11 protein-coding genes, 1 rRNA gene and 2 CRISPR repeat arrays are annotated in these 17,738 nt (G+C 44.1%); all 12 genes read right to left on the bottom strand.

All coding sequences use genetic code 11. The annotated features are described in order from the left end of the window. Nucleotides 1-83: 83 nt before the first annotated feature. The 12 genes from MKY28_RS30730 to MKY28_RS30675 all read right to left on the bottom strand — a co-directional run bounded on the left by MKY28_RS30730 (nt 84) and on the right by MKY28_RS30675 (nt 17,737). Nucleotides 84-1,636, bottom strand: a 16S ribosomal RNA gene (locus MKY28_RS30730). 460 nt (nt 1,637-2,096) lie between these two features. Next, nucleotides 2,097-2,466: direct repeats of the CRISPR family, unit length 33 nt; unit sequence ATTTCAATCCACGCACTCCATACAGAGTGCGAC. Between the two features lie 193 nt (nt 2,467-2,659). Beyond that, nucleotides 2,660-2,950 (bottom strand): CRISPR-associated endonuclease Cas2, encoded by a 291-nt coding sequence (gene cas2 / locus MKY28_RS30725; RefSeq protein ID WP_340938307.1) that lies wholly within the window; start codon nt 2,948-2,950, stop codon nt 2,660-2,662. Nucleotides 2,951-2,959: 9 nt separating this feature from the next. Beyond that, the gene (cas1c, locus tag MKY28_RS30720; RefSeq protein WP_101314297.1) at nt 2,960-3,991 is read right to left on the bottom strand and encodes a type I-C CRISPR-associated endonuclease Cas1c; all 1,032 of its coding nucleotides are present in this window, start codon (nt 3,989-3,991) and stop codon (nt 2,960-2,962) included. After that, nucleotides 3,988-4,647: a CRISPR-associated protein Cas4 gene (cas4, locus tag MKY28_RS30715; protein WP_017690349.1), complete on the bottom strand. Its 660-nt coding sequence runs from the start codon at nt 4,645-4,647 to the stop codon at nt 3,988-3,990. Before cas4 ends, cas1c begins: the two co-directional genes overlap by 4 nt. After that, nucleotides 4,634-5,503 (bottom strand): type I-C CRISPR-associated protein Cas7/Csd2, encoded by an 870-nt coding sequence (gene cas7c / locus MKY28_RS30710; RefSeq protein ID WP_340938303.1) that lies wholly within the window; start codon nt 5,501-5,503, stop codon nt 4,634-4,636. The genes cas4 and cas7c overlap by 14 nt, the downstream gene beginning before the upstream one ends. Continuing rightward, the gene (cas8c, locus tag MKY28_RS30705; protein ID WP_340938302.1) at nt 5,504-7,435 is read right to left on the bottom strand and encodes a type I-C CRISPR-associated protein Cas8c/Csd1; all 1,932 of its coding nucleotides are present in this window, start codon (nt 7,433-7,435) and stop codon (nt 5,504-5,506) included. Further along, on the bottom strand, nt 7,432-8,154 hold the full coding sequence (cas5c, locus tag MKY28_RS30700; protein WP_340938301.1) for a type I-C CRISPR-associated protein Cas5c: 723 nt from the start codon (nt 8,152-8,154) through the stop codon (nt 7,432-7,434). Before cas5c ends, cas8c begins: the two co-directional genes overlap by 4 nt. Before the next feature lie 80 nt (nt 8,155-8,234). Then, the gene (gene cas3, locus MKY28_RS30695) at nt 8,235-10,691 is read right to left on the bottom strand and encodes a CRISPR-associated helicase Cas3' (RefSeq protein WP_340938299.1); all 2,457 of its coding nucleotides are present in this window, start codon (nt 10,689-10,691) and stop codon (nt 8,235-8,237) included. A gap of 1,702 nt (nt 10,692-12,393) precedes the next feature. After that, a complete protein-coding gene (locus tag MKY28_RS30690) occupies nt 12,394-12,507 on the bottom strand; it encodes a hypothetical protein (protein WP_340938297.1) in 114 nt (37 codons plus the stop codon). Between the two features lie 73 nt (nt 12,508-12,580). Further along, nucleotides 12,581-12,772, bottom strand: a complete 192-nt coding sequence (locus MKY28_RS30685; RefSeq protein ID WP_340938295.1) for a hypothetical protein — start codon at nt 12,770-12,772, stop codon at nt 12,581-12,583. A gap of 632 nt (nt 12,773-13,404) precedes the next feature. After that, nucleotides 13,405-14,719: direct repeats of the CRISPR family, unit length 33 nt; unit sequence ATTTCAATCCACGCACTCCATGCGGAGTGCGAC. Nucleotides 14,720-14,954: 235 nt separating this feature from the next. Then, nucleotides 14,955-17,210 (bottom strand): hypothetical protein, encoded by a 2,256-nt coding sequence (locus MKY28_RS30680; protein ID WP_340938293.1) that lies wholly within the window; start codon nt 17,208-17,210, stop codon nt 14,955-14,957. 110 nt (nt 17,211-17,320) lie between these two features. Beyond that, nucleotides 17,321-17,737 carry a hypothetical protein gene (locus tag MKY28_RS30675; RefSeq protein ID WP_340938292.1) on the bottom strand — a complete coding sequence of 139 codons (417 nt, stop codon included), beginning with the start codon at nt 17,735-17,737 and terminating at the stop codon, nt 17,321-17,323. Nucleotide 17,738 lies beyond the last annotated feature (1 nt).

Below are 17,738 nucleotides of genomic sequence, written 5' to 3'. Positions count from 1 at the left end.
TCTCAAAACTGAGCAACGAGTGAGTGTTTTGCAGCTAAGCTGCATATTTGAATGTTTCCGTTGCAGGAAACGATTCTCCATAGAAAGGAGGTGATCCAGCCGCACCTTCCGATACGGCTACCTTGTTACGACTTCACCCCAATCATCTATCCCACCTTCGGCGGCTGGCTCCTTGCGGTTACCCCACCGACTTCGGGTGTTATAAACTCTCGTGGTGTGACGGGCGGTGTGTACAAGACCCGGGAACGTATTCACCGCGGCATGCTGATCCGCGATTACTAGCAATTCCGACTTCATGCAGGCGAGTTGCAGCCTGCAATCCGAACTGAGACCGGCTTTGTTGGGATTGGCTCCATCTCGCGATTTCGCAGCCCGTTGTACCGGCCATTGTAGTACGTGTGTAGCCCAGGTCATAAGGGGCATGATGATTTGACGTCATCCCCACCTTCCTCCGGTTTGTCACCGGCAGTCTATCTAGAGTGCCCATCCGAAATGCTGGCAACTAAATATAAGGGTTGCGCTCGTTGCGGGACTTAACCCAACATCTCACGACACGAGCTGACGACAACCATGCACCACCTGTCTCCTCTGTCCCGAAGGAAAGATACATCTCTGTACCGATCAGAGGGATGTCAAGACCTGGTAAGGTTCTTCGCGTTGCTTCGAATTAAACCACATACTCCACTGCTTGTGCGGGTCCCCGTCAATTCCTTTGAGTTTCAGTCTTGCGACCGTACTCCCCAGGCGGAGTGCTTAATGTGTTAACTTCGGCACCAAGGGTATCGAAACCCCTAACACCTAGCACTCATCGTTTACGGCGTGGACTACCAGGGTATCTAATCCTGTTTGCTCCCCACGCTTTCGCGCCTCAGCGTCAGTTACAGCCCAGAGAGTCGCCTTCGCCACTGGTGTTCCTCCACATATCTACGCATTTCACCGCTACACGTGGAATTCCACTCTCCTCTTCTGCACTCAAGTCACCCAGTTTCCAGTGCGATCCGGGGTTGAGCCCCGGGATTAAACACCAGACTTAAATGACCGCCTGCGCGCGCTTTACGCCCAATAATTCCGGACAACGCTTGCCCCCTACGTATTACCGCGGCTGCTGGCACGTAGTTAGCCGGGGCTTTCTTCTCAGGTACCGTCACCTTGAGAGCAGTTACTCTCCCAAGCGTTCTTCCCTGGCAACAGAGCTTTACGATCCGAAAACCTTCATCACTCACGCGGCATTGCTCCGTCAGGCTTTCGCCCATTGCGGAAGATTCCCTACTGCTGCCTCCCGTAGGAGTCTGGGCCGTGTCTCAGTCCCAGTGTGGCCGATCACCCTCTCAGGTCGGCTACGCATCGTCGCCTTGGTGAGCCGTTACCTCACCAACTAGCTAATGCGCCGCAGGCCCATCCCCAAGTGACAGATTGCTCCGTCTTTCCAGTTTCCTTCAGGCGAAGAAAACAATTATTCGGTATTAGCTACCGTTTCCGGTAGTTGTCCCAAACTTGAGGGCAGGTTGCCTACGTGTTACTCACCCGTCCGCCGCTAACCATCCGAGAAGCAAGCTTCTCTTCAAGTCCGCTCGACTTGCATGTATTAGGCATGCCGCCAGCGTTCGTCCTGAGCCAGGATCAAACTCTCCAATAAAGTATTGAAAAGAGCGATAAGCTCATTTTGAATCTGACGAGATAAAAATCTCATTTTTGATCTTGCAAGCAAGATCGTTACTCACTCGTTGTTCAGTTTTCAAAGATCAAACTTGTTTAGGCCGTTTATTTGGCCGGAAAAATAATATATCATGTTTAACATTAGTTTGTAAAGACTTTTTCCTAAAAAAATTTCAACAGCTCTTACAGCTGGAGGATGAATATATCTTTCTCAGTATTCTACTAAATACAAAAACTTGGTTATCGAGTGATAGGTAAGAGTAATGGTCTAGTCAGGCTTAAATGAGAACCGGAGTTTCTCTTCGTTCGGATAAAAGTCAAATAATCAATAATATACAACTCACCGATCAATTACCCTTAATTCTCGTGCCAGTACTTCTATCTGCATACTCTTGCGGGGAACTGCAATACTTCAGCGTAGCTCTCTGGTTCTCCAGGTAATTTGAATCCACGCACTCCATACAGAGTGCGACCCCTTTATTACTGGGATAAGTATAGTACAAAGACTATTTCAATCCACGCACTCCATACAGAGTGCGACCAACGCTAAATTTGTTGGTCTTATTGATGGTCAATTTCAATCCACGCACTCCATACAGAGTGCGACTCGAGAAGGAAGTCGATATATCTTCCGAGGACTTATTTCAATCCACGCACTCCATACAGAGTGCGACAACAATATTTATAATAATAATGTCAGTAATGAGGTATTTCAATCCACGCACTCCATACAGAGTGCGACGGGTGACCATTACGTCATATTTGGCGTTGTGGGCGATTTCAATCCACGCACTCCATACAGAGTGCGACAGCGAAAAGTGACGTAATAACTATATTTCAAGAATAGCTAATAACGTATTTTCGATATTTCTACTTATTCAAAACTGTTACTAAAAATTTTTAGCCTTAAATCATTGCCAAAAGGTCACAAAAATGACCTTTTCGACAATTTTCGAGGTGCGAATCCCCCCGGGAAATCATGTGAGCTTGGCATTCGCAGCTGCTACAGTATTAATGGATCCCCCATATCAAAGGAATCTTTCGCTCCTACATGTTGGACTTTACTTTTGTAATTATCACCTAAGTTATAAAATCGAAGACTATCAGTATCCTTATCGATTAATTCTTCCAGTTCGAATCTTAATCGTCTAAATTGGGCAGCATCCAGTATACATTCAAACACTGAGTTCTGCACTCGCTGACCGTGATCCACACACTTTTTCGCCACTTTAGATAGTCTTCTACGCCCTTCACTATCTATCGTGCTTACATCATACGTAATCAAAATAAGCAATCGTCACACCTACTTCCACAAAAACGGGGGATACTCATCCAGATCCCCACGTATATATCTTGCCAGTAGTAACGCTTGAGTGTATGGTACAAGACCCCAAGGTATTTTTTCATTTAAATACGGATGCATAATCTTTTCCTGTTTGCGCTCCTGCCATGCTTTCAACACTTTCTTTCTCGTCTCATCATCCATAATCACTGCGAGATTTTCTTTCACATAAAAACCTTTATCGTTAACTACCTTTTTATTAATGAGAGAAAGTACAAACCGGTCTGCGTACACTCCTCGAAGTTCCTCCATCATATCCAATGCAAGTGAAGCTCTGCCAGGACGATCCCGATGCAAAAAACCAACGTATGCATCAAGTCCAACAGATTCAAGTGCGGACTTCATATCATTAGCGAGCAAGGTATAGGCAAAGGATAATAGTGCATTCACTTTATCCAGCGGAGGACGTCGGCTACGTCCATAAAAATAAAACGATTCTTTTTGCTGTAGAATCAAATCATCGAACACAGAGTTATATTGCACGGCAGCCGATCCTTCCAATCCACGCAATATATCCAATTGCTCCACCTCGCGCAACAGCTTCATCGTTTCGCCTAGCGACTCCGTGACCTTCTTGATTCGTTCCGTCTCGATGCGTAATGCATAATCCCGTGTGGCTCGTTCCAAAATCCACTTGTTGTTGTATAACTTGCCTGTAATCATATTACGAGCAACCCGCGCACTACGCACCTCATCGTCCGAGATACGATACTGTTCTTTGCGAAGAACCACATTTCCTCGATCCTCACCAATCACCCGTGCGAGGAATCGCCCCGTTCGTGTCATAAATGTCAAACTAACATTGCGTGACGCACAAGCCCCCATCAGTGCTGGACTTACTCCAGCATAGCCAAAGGTACAAACGGCCTCCAAATTATGCAGCGGATAGCGAGCAAGAATTTCTTCCTCCTGCTTCACCACAATGTTTTCCCCATCCAGTCCAAGGTATGTATCGGGTAATGTTACAAATAAGGTGTTCAGCAGCTTTTTCATTCATTCAACCTGCTTTCGATGTAACTTGAAACGGAGCGTTTGTTCAAGATATCAGGTACACAAATATTGTTTAAAGAACAACTCAGGCAATGTGGCCCGGCTTTGGCTTTGGGTGTATGGTTCCGCTCAAAATAATGTCTCATCTCTTGAATACTTGCCTTCACTCGTTCCCGATCTGCCGCAGTAATGATGACTTCAACCCTATGTTTGATCTCGTCATAATAAAAATAGGCCTTGGGAATATCACATACGAGCATTTCTTCGAGACATATGACTTGTGCTACCAATTGGGAGTGATCCGAATCATTTCGTTTGGGCTTCCCACGTTTGTATTCAACAGGATAAGGAAGGTATAACCCTTCCTCTCCCGCAAGTGGAACTCCAGATGGATCACGAATGAATTCAACTACATCACAGATGCCTGTGATCCCAAGTTCCCTCGATTGCACCGGAAGCGCACGAACCACCAGTTTATCCCCCCGTTTTTCACGAAGCGCTGGTTGATCTGCCTTTCGATGCAAATGATCTCCCTCTATTGTACGTACGTTGTCTTCCCACTGCTGTTCGATATGAATTAATGCCCACTGCCTTCTGCAAAAGTTAAAATGCTGAATACCCGAAAGCAGCAGATAATCCTCTTCGTTATAGTCCTTCATATTCTTGGACTGCCAAGCCTTCCAGTGGCACCACCGTATAGTTATAATCATCGTAGGACTTTGCTTCTGCTACGTCTGGCTTCAATTCAATTTGCAGAGAACGATGAACTTTCGCAGATGAATATTGCCCCATCTTGGAACTATGCTCCCACCAATACAGTTGGTGCACCTCCATACTACCGTCAGGACGGGCAGAAGACGTATCATTTTCAAATAACGTTCTCAGTGATTCACGAATTTTCTCTGCGTCTTCATATGTAAAGCCGGTCTTCTCAGCCAGTTGCGTGTTGATACTGCCATAGAATACATATACTCCAAAATCTACGCGATGCTTCATGCCCATCGTATCCGATCCTTTTTTGTCCGGATCTTTAGCCGTTGTGACCGAGTTTACACTCTTCGTAATCTGCATGCTGGAAATATCAATCCGATCCAAGCTTACCGCAGTATGGATGGATACTGGACCCCGAATACCCACAGAGACATCGGTACCGCTAAAAGCAAATACTTGTCCAAAGCTACGTACGTCTATCCAGGAATGACAAGCAGCCTCCGCATACAGATCTTTGTTTGCCTTCTTGCCTTTGGCATGTTCTTGCACATTCTCATTGGCATCAACACGATCTTTAATAGAACGGTGACTATCATTACGTTTTTCATCGGATTGTACGAGAATGGACTCTCCCATATCCTGCAGACGGTTACGAATTTTACGTTTGATACATACATCCGAGATTTCCCCTAAACCATTATAGTTCTGACGAGGGCGGTTTCCATTCAATGGATCACCATTCGGGTTGGCATTACGAACAGACAGTACAACAGCAAAATCGATTTTGTGATCAAGTATACTCATTTAGTTATCCCCTTGTTCGTTCAATTGGTTTTCATCGTCTTTATCAAGTGCAGCCGCGGCTTCTTTATCTTTTCTACTTGTATATAAATCGTTACGCTGACTATAAAATCCTAATAAGTATAATCCCGTGAGTGGCTTGTCTGTAAAATCTTCTAATTGAAGTTTGGCTCCAACTTCATCTAGCAACGAATTATAATATCTGGCACTCGTCCCCATTCGCGCTTGGTAAGGTTGGAGATTAGATTGAATAATGCTCCAAGTTCTGCCTGGTCGTTGCGCAAAGGCGTTCATATATCGAATGGCATTTGTTGCTCGTTTTTCCTCTTTTCCCAGAGCACTTCTCTCTAATACATCTGCAATGGCAAGCATTCTGCCAAATAAGTAGCTACGATCCGTTGTTTCGGTATTCAGACTCACTCCGTACCCCTCCTTCTTATTAACAAGTGCGCAAGTAATACTCAGCGTTTTCTCCCATTCCCAATTTTCCATGCCTACCGGGTTGGATGCACGTTGGATAGAACTGCGAACAATATCCAGCGGAATGGGACGTTGATCAATGATACATGGAAGCATCCGCTCCATGAGTCCTTTAACTACCTTGTCACTGGCTCGTGGGCCATAGGCTGCAAAAGCAATGTCTTTCGTCGCGGGCGCTCCAATAAACGAGACGGGTTTGTCGTTTTTATTTTTACGATAGCGATGTATCCAGTAACAAGTCTCATGCCAAGCTGTTATCCGGTCCAGATACTCGTTCTGATCTAAACTCCGATAAAACATAATCGACATTCGTCCTGGTGTGGCCGCATCCAGTGTCATCAAAGTCACTTCATGCTTGGAGTTATACTCCCCATCGTATCGAAAGCCACCAATCGCCTTCCTGATTTGCAAGGCAAAATCCTTATGTGTTGTATCTCCACCAGCAAGAGCTTCCTGATCATCTTCATCTTCCCATAAACTAAAAGAATCTTCTTGAGGTTCTGGCATATCCAGACTTGTACTACCCCACACCAGAAAAACTTTGCCGTCTATAGTGGTTCCTTGTCGATCAATAAGCCACTTCAGCGCGTTATGGCCTTTCTGTGAAGCTTCGTAGCTGACTACTGCTGCATCTCGACTGGTACGAAAACGTCCCCGATACGTAAATCCACTGGAGTCGTTGGCGGAGATCAATTTGGACTTGTCTCCTGAGTGACGTATCCGAGAAGCATGTTTATCAGCAACTGGTAGGTAATCTCCTGTCACGAAACAGATATCCTTGTCCTGCAAACTCATCTCGTAGAACTGGATAAATGATTGTTGCACCGAAGCATCCCGCCATAGTCTGGATTCGGGTTCTCCTGGAATATTTACAGCAAATCGGACAAATGCACCACTCTGATCCGAAGCAATGACATTGAAGATGTCAGGCTTTTTCCCTTCCTGGTCGCCAGGCCCTGCGGTCCACTTCTCCAGCAGCTTACCTTGGCTATCCACATGAAGTATGCCTCTGCTTACTAAATCAGCGATGAGTGTGCCTTTGCTGACATAGTGAAGCACACTCTGTACTCTAGGGTGACTAAAGGGAGATTCGCACCAAGCTTTCAGTTGGATCAAATAATCTTGATACGGTGTTCCTTTGGCTTCTCCGCAGAACTGAGTGTAATCTCCTGCAACATAGGCTAACTTGTCAAAAAGCGGATACGGTACAGGCGCACTCGTTCGACTTGCGGAAGCTTCGGTGCAAGGGATAACCGTGCTGCCATCATTCTTTTCTACTACTTTGGCATTTACGATATCTCCTTTTTCATTCAGATGCACTTCAATATGCGCGGTCTGGGTTGTGTGCGAGATTGGAATCAAGGCGTATTCCTTGCCGCTTTTCTTCATTTGAAATAGCCCTACGACATCGGCATGATCATCATACGTTTTGCATAAATTAGCAAGCCAGCTCATTTACTCACCTCATTATCGAACCACTCCGAGTGTAAATCATCAACAGACTGCATATTCTCTGAGCCAAATATTTTAGCTGTACCTTCTCCCGCTTTGCGTATCAATGTGCATTCATCCGGACGGATAAAACGAATCACTCCATGCTGCATTTTCGCTTTCCACAGGCGAACCTCTCGCTCATTGCTTCCTGTTTCATCCGGGTAACTGATTCCGTGTAGCATTGTGCCAAAATCAAGCTCACCTATACGATCATAGAAGCTCTCTTCTTCACCAAAATGGCATGGTTCGACGTAGCCCTGACATTCACGAGTTCCCAAGAAAATATCTCTTCGTCCTCCAACCTGGACAGCTCGTTTAGCGATATTGTGGTGTTTGTGTTCGTTCTGGTCATGTACCAGATCTTCACGATGAGGATTAAATTCAAAATGAGCCTTCACCTGATATCGAACATCTCTTAAATAGGTGTAATAGGCCAGTGTATTGCCCCCGCTGTATTCAATCGGACGCATGCCCTTCGATTCCGTTTGAATTGGATTCATGATGCGGACTTCGTCTATAATCCAGATCAGCGTCGGCTTCCAGTAAATGGATTCCACGATCCCTTTGAGGGCTTGATATGTAGGAATCTGATAAGATAATTTTTCTCCTCCAAGTTTCGTGAGTGGATCGGTAAATAACGCATAGTTTCCCGACACCTCAAACTCGATTTGGTTTCTCAATGTTTCGGCTCCTTTCTATTGGATATAGGAGGGAGAAACATGTGTCATGAAGCTCCCCACTTTACGTTAGCCTGACCGTTTCATATCATCATTGTTTCCCAAGCGCCCTCCCCTTTGGATTCCACACCAAAGTCTTCAGAGTATGCTGGTTCCCGTAGAGCAAGGACGTGACCATGTAACAATGGATACAAGTCCCCACTTTTTTCTAATGTCTTGAGTTCGTGATCATAGATGTTCACCGTATACTGCTGGGCTCTTCGCAACAGATCCCCCAATTCACTCGGCTCCAACTCACCATTCAGTTCAATAATCAGTTCCTTGCCTTTTTCCCCGTAAGGAACAAGTACAGCAGTGGCATTCGTCGATATTGCTTCAAAGTATTTCTCTGCTGTAGCGATAGCATAATGATTAACAACTTCAGGTTTTGTCGCATGTTTCTTTTGGTATGCATCCACGTAATAGCGGTTCCGGTCCATCAGATCAAACAAATTCTGTTCGAGTTTAGGAATAGGGTAATGCATTTTGTCTTGAATATCATGAAAGTAATATTTAAAATAACGAGCAATTGCTTCAGATGATAATAAATCATTCCCCAGTGACTCGGGATCTTCCCTGAAATCATGGAGCACTCGCTCCGTTTTTTCGGCACCAATTTTAATCTCAGGTAAGTGGGTCAATACTTCATCCGACGATCGGATAATGTATACATTACGAATCTCATCTTTGCCGTGTCGATTACATCGACCAGCCGCCTGGGCAATCGAATCCAGACCAGACAAAGATCGAACCACACATTCGAAGCTGATGTTCACCCCTGCCTCAATAAGCTGTGTGCTCACACAGATGATTCGTTCTCCCTTGGCCAGTCGTTGGATTACGCCATTCTCTCCAGATAGGACTTCTTTACGATGTGCAGCACACATATTAGTACTTAGATGAACAATTTGAACCCCGCTGTCTTGTAGCCATTCCTCTTCATTCAAGTGTTCAAACAGTTTACGGACTGCCGTTTTTGTGTTTAAAATGACCAGTACGCTGTTTACTTCTCTCATTTGTTCCTGTACAAAAGAAGATAATTCATCTGCGTCCCAGCCTAAGGCTGTATCTTGTGTAAGATCATGCAATTCGACTCGTTTGAAACTGCGTCCAACGCGGTCTAAATTCTGTATAATCTCAGGTTGCTCCGAAAAATGAAGTTTGTGCTTCACAAAATCAAGCGCGGGTTGAGTAGCTGTACAGAGCAACAAACTGGAGCGTCCAATCACATGCAGGAAATTCAGTGCAGCGTTGAAGAGTGAGATGCATCGAACAGGAACGGATTGCACTTCATCAAATACGATGACTGCATTGGAAAGCTGATGTAATCTTCGTACGTTTCGGGTTCCTTTCGCATAGAAAGTATTCAGGTACTGGACCATCGTCGTAAAAATAATAGGCCGATCCCAGTGATCACGGGCAAGCTTAAGACTCTGTTTGCGCGCATCATAGGTTTCCCCTTCGTCGCCCTCTTTGCGTTCATCATCCATGTCGTCTACAACGTTAGAGTGGTGCTCCAAAATCATGTCATCGTTCTGCAAAATGCTGCGAATCTCTGCCGCGTTCTGTTCAATAATGGTCGTATACGGAACGATATATATAATCCGTTGCTTGTTATGTTCAATGGCATGTTTTAGGGCGTAACGCATACTGGCAAGTGTTTTTCCCCCTCCCGTTGGTATAGAAAGGGTGTATACGCCGGAAGGGCGAAGAGCGAACTCTTCACATTGGCTGGACATTTCCCGTCGTAATCGATTAATGGGTGTGTTTGCTTTACTTCCTTGCTCAAGGCCAGTTAAATGTTGAGATAACAATTCATAGCTTGTTTGAAAGAAAGATCTGTAATCTACTTTTTCTGTGGATGGTTCATTTTCTTCAAATTGTCTCGTGTTGGTTCGGTCTGCATCGATCAGGCAACTAAAGATATATTTAATGAGCAGTGAGCCCGCAATGCGTGGAAGTTTATGCTTATTGATAATTTGTATGTATTGTTGAAGCTCTGAGGTGGCTAATTCGAATAACTTATCCAAACGTTCAGGAGGATTTAGCTTGAAAAACTCTTCTTTCGCTTGCTCATAGTGTTCTAATTCCTTTGAAACAACACGCTCCAGGTATGGTGAAGTTTTATCAGGCGAGATGTAGTCTCTTAGACCCTGATGATGTGAGATAATACAGTTGGCAATCCATTCTGCGGTATACTTGTCCTGAGCCGTTGCACCACTGACATGGTAACGATGATGTAGTAGCTTGCCACCGGCAGTGGAGTGATCTACGGAACCTTTACGGGGAGGGGCATCGGGATGAGCTACTGCTTCCTGAATGTAATTTCGAAAAGCATCCGTATTCTTCCCCATATCATGTAAAAGGCCGGCAATCCCCGCCAAATATCTGACACCTATTTTCTCTCCAGCCTGCTCGGCTCCTTGTTGCACTTCAACCAAATGATCTTGAACGGTCTGAATTTCTCCATCTTTCTGACGGATATGGGCAATATAGGTCATACAAGTTCACTTCTTCCTTTAAGAAAAGAGATCCCAAACCTGTTCCTGCACTCAATAATTAGGAAAAATACTTATATTAACATTTCGACTTCAGACGACAAACTCCTTTTTATTTTTAAGGAAAAACCTTAATTTCTATCTCCATTAAGATGTGTTTAAAATGTTATATCGTAGACTCAGATTCAGTTACAGAGTATAGTATTAATTAGATAATGTTGATTGACTCGCACATTGGTTCGACCATTTTAAGGGAGCGTACATTGGTACGCTCCCTTAGTTGTGAATACTCCCATAATTTTGGAATCAGAGGAGCTATATTTTTTGATATATGTTTATTAATTCTTTATTTTTTTGCTTTAAGAGGTGCACATCCGTATTCGAATCGCAAAAGACAGTTGTAAGAAATACAATGATGTCAGCTAACTATACTAACTGACCATGGTGTAAGGTTCATACCTTCAGCAAACTTAAACCGATCAATAATCGGAATTTTAGAATACAGATCGTCCCCATCAAAGAAAGACCTCTGTGAAATTCATATTTTTGAAAGAACGGTAACGTATTAACCTGTTTAATTGTAAATCCTTTTATCTCACCTTTGAATTGCAAAGCTACTTTAAAAGATAGCGCTTCAAAATCCCGTTCAAGCTGTATAACGACTAAGCCCCTACCCTAACAACAGGCTATTGTTGCATATCTCCAAATCTATTATTTCCAGACTCATCTAAATAAAATCCATTTATCAAATGTTTTCCTCCTTGATTTCTTAGTAGGATAGTAAACCATATATTCTTTTGTGTTCCACTAATTTATGTACTTCACAATGTCAATTTAGCATTTTCAATCCATGCAATCTATGAATCATTCTTAGCCATCACTTATTCCTCTCACGGTGAATGATACAGTTGTATGTTTCTGCCCAGGGGTACTTCCATGTACATACTACTTTGTCTGAAAATCTCTTAGCTTTGCTTTTAACCCCATAAAAAGATGACTTAGCGCTCCATACGGAGTGCACCAGAATTATTAGAATGCGTCAATACAAACGGACGTTTTCAATCAACCCATCTCTAGAGTGTGACACCAATATAAACTAGATGATCTACTTAGCATTGTGATTTTTTAATCCACGCACTCCATACGGAGTGCGACGGCACCGACTTTGTCGCTTTGCGGAGCCTCTAGTTATTTCAATCCACGCACTCCATACGGAATGCGACTGACTTGCCGCGAGAGCATAAGGAAGCCCAAGGCTATTTCAATCCACACACTTCATACAGAGTGCGACTGCATCAGTTCAACTACGAAGGAGATTGAGGAGGAGATTTCAATCCACGCACTCATACAGAGTGCGACCATCTGAAATGTCAATTGGCTTACCATCGTCCTGATTTCAATCCACGCACTCCATACGGAGTGCGACAACGGAAATACACGTACCAAGTTATGTTTAGAATTCCTTAATACGTATTTCCGGTACTTTTTCCACATATTAGCTCCACTATATCCCACAACAGCATATGAACTCAATATCCTTGTTGCCAAAAGGGCATAAAATTAAAAATTTCGACAAATTTCGAGGTGCGAATCTCCCAGGGAAATCATGTGAGCTTGGCATTCGCACCTGTCTCAGATAACTTCATCGCATTTCGCAATTTATTACTACTACTGGAACAATGATGATGGAAAAGAAGCCTTCACCTTACATCGACCTGTAGACCACATCGATCTGTCCACAACCAAACGTGGAGTTCCTACCGATATGTAAAATACGGGCAGCGTTCAGCCAAGGGATAAAGGGGGACAGTTCCCTCACAAACGTTAGTTAACCCATCATGCCACTCCAATCAACCGATTCTTTTTCAGACTGGAGTATCGATGCATCTCATTCAGAATAATCCGGAAGACGTTGGGCTAATCTCCCTTGCCAATTCACATATTTTCATCGCTACATCCGTGTTTATATTTCCTCCATAACGCTCCGTCAACAACTGAATTCTTTTCGTAATGCTCCGAATAATCGCGGGAAAATCAATTGTCTGTACCAGCGCCCCACCTAGACGAATCCGAACAGGGGTCAACAGATGTATAGAGCACCATGAAGCATGTTCTTACAGAGCATGGACAGAAATATTTTCGGGTGTAGCTGCGTTCATCTCGAATTGTCCCTGTTTCCAAATGGGTCCGTACTGATCTGCATGGAAAATGTCTGTTAGTTCGAATGCCTTACGTTCCGCTCCAATTCCGAATGTCTGTGCCTGGATCAACGACGTCGTAATATCCTTGGCGTAACGAACCGCATCTCCGATTAAGACGAGCTAGAAGCATAACGCATCACCTTTATCATAAACTGGCTTTGGCCGGGGTGCTCAATGATGTACGGGTTGACGATATCCTGTACAGCCCCACCCCATCGGCGATTCTCGAATATATACCTATAGGATTCCGAATGCCTAGTTAGCGCCCAACCAGTCACACCATGAAGCGTAGAGCCGAGAAATGCGGGCAAACGTGTCGTTTCCTTACATTCAAGTCGAATAAGTAACGGGAGGTATTCTAGCGAAAAAATAGGTGCTTGTCTATTCATACGATACTCCAATTCTGATGTAGATCAAAGATTACAAAACTAACGGCAAGCTATCTGTAATTAACCCGAGGCACTACATATGGTGTGCGACTGATATACGGTTTTGATTTTTATGACAAACCAGAGATTTCAATCCACGCACTCCATGAGGAGTGCGACAAACTCGGCTACGTGATAATGCAACGCGGGGGCTATTTCAATCCACGCACTCCATGTGGAGTGCGACACTATATTGCGGAGCGTCTCTTACATAAAGTTGACATTTCAATCCACGCACTCCATGCGGAGTGCGACCAGCAAACCCGTTTCCGATATCTCCAGGAGTGAGAGTTTCAATCCACGCACTCCATGCGGAGTACGACAAAAGACCAATGGTCAAACAGATTCTAGGAAATTAATTTCAATCCACGCACTCCATGCGGAGTGCGACGCGTGAACCTCCGTCCTCAGTCGTTAATGTTCGTATTTCAATCCACGCACTCCATGCGGAGTGCGACGATATAGTCACTCACTGTAACGTTACCACCACTATTTCAATCCACGCACTCCATGCGGAGTGCGACGTCTCCCCAAATAGGAGGATATACAAACCATGGATTTCAATCCACGCACTCCATGCGGAGTGCGACTTGGGTGTATCTCTGACAGATCGATTGTACAGACATTTCAATCCACGCACTCCATGCGGAGTGCGACGCGAAAACCATCGGTTGTGATGTTTGAGCAAATCAATTTCAATCCACGCACTCCATGCGGAGTGCGACCCTGTATCCTATTCAATGGCATTGTTGAATTCGCAATTTCAATCCACGCACTCCATGCGGAGTGCGACGGCAGTAAGATGATGTGGTTTACACACAACGGAGAATTTCAATCCACGCACTCCATGCGGAGTGCGACGCGTTGGATATATGCCCAGTTCATCACCTTCAGTATTTCAATCCACGCACTCCATGCGGAGTGCGACTCGATCACAAAGCAAACGGCGTCACCTTTCACGTTATTTCAATCCACGCACTCCATGCGGAGTGCGACCGCTTCATACGGGTTACTGCATGACGTTGGACTAAATTTCAATCCACGCACTCCATGCGGAGTGCGACGGCGTGAGATTTGTTGGCAGATTAGCTGGTTTGAATTTCAATCCACGCACTCCATGCGGAGTGCGACGAGCAAGTTGAATTTGGATATCTGTAAGCAACTTGATTTCAATCCACGCACTCCATGCGGAGTGCGACCTGGTCTGGTGGCTCAGTATGAGCTTTACAACCTAATTTCAATCCACGCACTCCATGCGGAGTGCGACTCGCCAAGGCTCCTGAATATATCGCTTATCTGCTGATTTCAATCCACGCACTCCATGCGGAGTGCGACCATACACCCTTATCCGAGAAGATGATGGGGACTGATTTCAATCCACGCACTCCATGCGGAGTGCGACAGCGAAAAAATACGTATTAATTTATATTTAGCACACCTTAATACGTATTTCCGATACTTTTTTCCACATATTAGCTCCACTATATCCCACAACAACATATAAACTCAACTGTTCTTTTGCCAAAAGGTATCAAAATTGGTGTTTTCGACAATTTTCGAGGTGCGAATCTCCCAGGGAAATCATGTGAGCTTGAGGTTCGCACCTCATTCTTTGGCCTATAAAACTACTCTTTATCTCACGTAGACTTCAATACCCAATCAGTCGGATATCCACCTCCACTTTGCTTCTCGCCTAAATTTGCTCTCACTTCATTCATATTACTCCAGTTCACATGGTTATTATCAGAAGCTTCAAACTCTCTTTCCAATTTACTTTGAACATACCTCTTGATATCAACTCGTCTCAAAATAGAATCACTCTTCATCAATTCACTATATGCCTTTACAAAGACAGCAGGCTCAACTTCCGCTGCCTTGAACGGTTCAATCACCAGTGACTCGAAACTACTTTCTTGCTGTTCCAATAAAACTACAATCGATTCAAACTGTACCTTGCCATAACCATAGGCCTTCGCTCCGCCAATAAGCTCGTAGTATGGTTTTCCTTCGTTATTATAAGTTGTAACGTCGGGCAAGAGTTTAATATCCATAGCAAGCAATAGCAGCCCTAGCTCAGCTTTGGTTAAGTTTTTGAAATGAATTTCCCCTTCAAAATCAAATGATATTTGTGATGGATCATAGACTTGGCGTTGACTCAGCATACTACTCGATACATCAATGCCCTTAGGTATCGTAGGAATTGTCTGGGGTAACACGTGATAAAATTTGACCCCTCGCAAACTTGGATCTGGTGCATTACGATTTGCTTGTCCGTTCTTAGTTTCAACTGGCCCTTCATAAGTTGGAATCCCTCTACCGTTAGCCTTCAAGTACATCGCTCCAGCAGAAGCTTGTGGGGTTGATAACAAAAACTTTTTTTCTTGTCCACGAATCTCTCCACTTACACGGACGGGGCTAAAGCGCAAACGTGACTTGTAAGCTTGCAATGCCTCATCATGATCTTTCCGGCTATCTATGGATACAAATCCGAACAGAGCACTTGCATAGTCAATACCTTCTGCGTCTTTGTCACCCAATAGCTTATTCAACTGGTGATCATACGGAATTTTAAAGTACGGCGTGCGGCCGACAGCAACTAAAACCTCCGATGAATTACCTTCTCGCTTCTCTAACCTTGTCTGGTAGAACACCACTTGAGGCTCTGTATTTTGGTCTCTCTTTGCCTTAAATAAATTATAGTGTTCCTTGTCCTTATCTTGCTCATTCGACTTCAGACGCAGTCTCTCAAACGCTTTAGTATAACTAATAATCAAACTATCTGAAACATCAAGTCTGACCGCATCTTCCTGCTCTCTTCCTATAAGATAATGTGCGCGCTTCGACCCGGCATTCGTAGAGTTAAAAAGTATACCGTCCATGCCTCCTTCTACGTCAGATGAAGCATGATCAATACGCGTAACACTTTTTCCTGAAAGAGCATACTTGACCTTTTTATCGTAGGGAGAGATTGTTTTTTTGACTGATTTCCCTTCATATATTTGATACATTTCTGCTTTTAACGCCCATCTTTTTGTGAGCTGAGCAAATAACTCCTCTAGTTGTTGTTCTGTATTGTATTGTTTAAGCTTAATACTAAGTTTAGAATGCAGTTCAGATGTTAAGTTTTGGATGCCATCTTTCTCATATTTAATTCGACGTGCGACTTTAGTGAAAACAAAATCCTTTGTAAATACTTCCTGAATAGCGAGGGAAATCGGATGATCTGAACGAATTTTAAGTCTCTTTCTTGAATCACGAATATTATCATCCAATTTATTAATTTCGCTACTAAGCTTAGTCATAACCTGTTTCATAGTCTCACGCCCAAACAAAGCAGACCAATTAAACAATCTATTTTTTTCTGGCAGCACATTATTCTTCATATTAATGATATCTAGTTCCTGAATGGACACAAAATGTTTCTCTCCAATCATCACAGCAGGGACGATATAGAAACTGCCTGTGTTGTCACGATACAAATATCCTGCCTTTACCGCTTGCTCTAACCCCTGATCATCTGTGATCCCAAGCTTCTGTTTGTATCGCTCACCCTTATTAATTTTCCGATAAAGCATTTCGCTGTCATCCACAAATTCCGGGTAGCTGGCACTCAATACTTCAACATTGGAGCGAAGCTTGCCTCGGATCTGGCTGCCGCTCAACCAATATTCTGTAGGCCCGCCATCTTTATATGTTTCTCTCAATTCGAGAACAAGTGGCGAGCGCGGCTTGATCTGATAGGAGATGTAACCGGATAGATGCCCGGTTTCGTGCATATCATGACGGGGTGGCTTTTTGGCTTCATCCCGACGATGATATGGATAGTAGTATTCCGGTTTACCATCTGTACTGGGTAAGGAGATAAAGTCGTAAGGTAGCGTAATCTCCTTCAACTTTGAATCGTTCCCCTGACCCCGACCACTCTTTTGGTTGTTCCACGGCTTCCTTCCAGATGACTGATGGTTGGAGCGTTTATTTGTTGAATGCTTAACATAGTGATCACTCATTGCGCATCTCCTTTCTCCAAGCTGTACAGCATAGTAAGCTCTACATAAGCCAAATCATCCTCATAGGCGATTCGTTCACATACAGTCAATTTAGTATATCTAGCTTTGCCCGACCCAGTCGTATTGTAGGGAGCCTGCTCCAACTCGTAGCTTCGCTGGATAACAGTGCTCTCTTCATCTCCAACGATGATCGGCTCATAGGCTACCAATTGCCCATCCTCCCGCGCAACGAATAACTCCCTTTTCCCATCAAAAAAATGCCCTTCAAGCACCATATCTTCGTCCAGCGCTTGAACCAGTTTGCCATATTCCCTCTCATCATTAGTTGTGCCTAACAATATCCGATCAAATAAATGCACAATGAAGGAAAATGGCTTTTCCGGCATAAGCTTAATGTCAAATGCAGCCCTCATT

Source organism: Paenibacillus sp. FSL R5-0473 (assembly GCF_038004565.1).
Lineage (GTDB): Bacteria > Bacillota > Bacilli > Paenibacillales > Paenibacillaceae > Paenibacillus > Paenibacillus amylolyticus.
The sequence above is the reverse complement of the archived record's forward strand: the minus strand, read 5'-3'. Positions and strand labels throughout refer to the sequence as shown.